Origin of the sequence: Noviherbaspirillum malthae (assembly GCF_015352985.1) — a bacterium.
In the GTDB taxonomy this organism is placed as follows: domain Bacteria; phylum Pseudomonadota; class Gammaproteobacteria; order Burkholderiales; family Burkholderiaceae_D; genus Noviherbaspirillum; species Noviherbaspirillum malthae.
This window is the reverse complement of record NZ_JACYXF010000169.1, coordinates 1-1,671: the sequence shown is the minus strand read 5'-3', so window position 1 is coordinate 1,671 and position 1,671 is coordinate 1. Positions and strand designations below refer to the sequence as shown.

Sequence of the window (1,671 nt, the reverse complement as noted above, 5' to 3'; positions counted from 1 at the left end):
TGCCCCCGGTGTCAGCATAGTTGGTAAGTTGCCGAAATCGGCATAAGACCAACCATGGGGGGCTGGAACTCAAGGATGTCATCTATACCGCTAGCCCGCAAACACTCTATCCTGAACAAGATGCTGTCGGCCAATCCGCCTACAGTGAGCACCCTGTCCAAGCAGGAAGGCATCTCGGAAGCGACCTTGTACAATTGGCGTAAACAACTCCGCTCAGAAGGACACGCTGTGCCTGACCCCGATCGCACCAGTGAGAACTGGTCTGCCGCCACCAAGTTTGCTGTTGTCGTCGAGACGGCAGCGTTGTCGGAAACCGAACTGGCAGAGTATTGCCGTGGCAAGGGTCTCTACCCGGAACAGGTCAAGGCCTGGCGCGACGCAGCCATCTCGGCCCAGAACAGCAGCGCACAAGCGGCTACCGATAAGCAGGAGCTGGCGCGCGACTATCGCAAGCAAATCAAGCGGCTGGAGCGGGAGATTGCCCGTAAGGACAAGGCGCTGGCTGAAGCCGCCGCCTTGCTGGTGCTGCAAAAAAAGATGCGCGCCCTATGGGAGGGGGGCGAGGAAGAATAACCTCCCTGACCGAACGCCAACGCATCCTGAGCAATATCGTGCAAGCGTGCCAGGCAGGCGCGACGCTACAGCGGGCCTGCCAGGTCGCCGGCATTACGCTCAATTGCTGGTACCGCTGGCAGCAAGACGGCACGGTGTTGCCTGACCGGCGAACGCAATCGTCACGTGCCGAGCCTGCCAACAAACTCAGCGTTGAAGAACGCACCGCGATTCTGGCTGTGTGCAACAGCACCCGGTTTGGCAGCCTGCCGCCCAGTCAGATCGTGCCGATGCTGGCCGATGAAGGCTGCTATCTGGCCTCGGAATCGAGCTTCTATCGGGTGCTGCGTCAGGCCGGACAAGCGGGTCGTCGAGGACGAGCAGTAATGCCGCGCAGAGTGGCCAAGCCGACCAGCCATACGGCCACGGCGCCGAACCAGGTCTGGTCGTGGGATGTGACGTGGCTGCCGGCTGCAATCAAAGGCCGGTTCTACAAGCTGTACCTGATCGAAGATATCTTTAGTCGCTTCCCGGTAGGCTGGGAAGTGCACGAAGAAGAATGTGGTGAACTGGCCGCTGAGCTGGTACAACGCAGCGTGCTGGCCCAACGCTGTGCGACGCAACCGCTGGTACTGCATGCCGACAACGGCGCGCCGATGAAGAGTTATAGCCTCAAAGCCAGGCTGGAAGCCTTGGGCATTGTGCCTTCGCATAGCCGGCCCAGGGTGTCCAACGACAATCCGTTCTCGGAGTCATTGTTCCGGACCTTGAAATACTGGCCGCAGTGGCCAAGAAAGGGATTCGGCAATCTCGAAGAAGCCCGGCAATGGGTCAAGCGCTTCATTGACTGGTATTGCCACGAACACCGCCATAGCGGCATTCGTTTCGTGACACCCGCGCAGCGTCATCAGGGACTGGACAAGCCCTTGTTGAAGCAACGTCATGCGCTGTATCAGGCTGCTCGTCAGGCGCATCCTGAACGCTGGAGCGGTGCTACACGAAACTGGGAATGGATTGACACCGTGCACCTGAATCCTGACCGCGACCTTCCTCCTCAATGGACCGAGGACCGGTTGGCCGCTTAACCAGAAATCTTACCAACTACGTTGACAAACGCCG

1 protein-coding gene is annotated in these 1,671 nt (G+C 59.3%); it reads left to right on the top strand.

Annotated elements, in window-relative coordinates:
* Window positions 1–75: 75 nt before the first annotated feature.
* A protein-coding gene (locus IGW03_RS37540) for an IS3 family transposase (RefSeq protein ID WP_438943725.1) occupies window positions 76–1,637 on the top strand; the annotation gives its coding sequence in 2 pieces (ribosomal slippage) (window positions 76–538 and window positions 538–1,637; 1,563 coding nt in all).
* Window positions 1,638–1,671 lie beyond the last annotated feature (34 nt).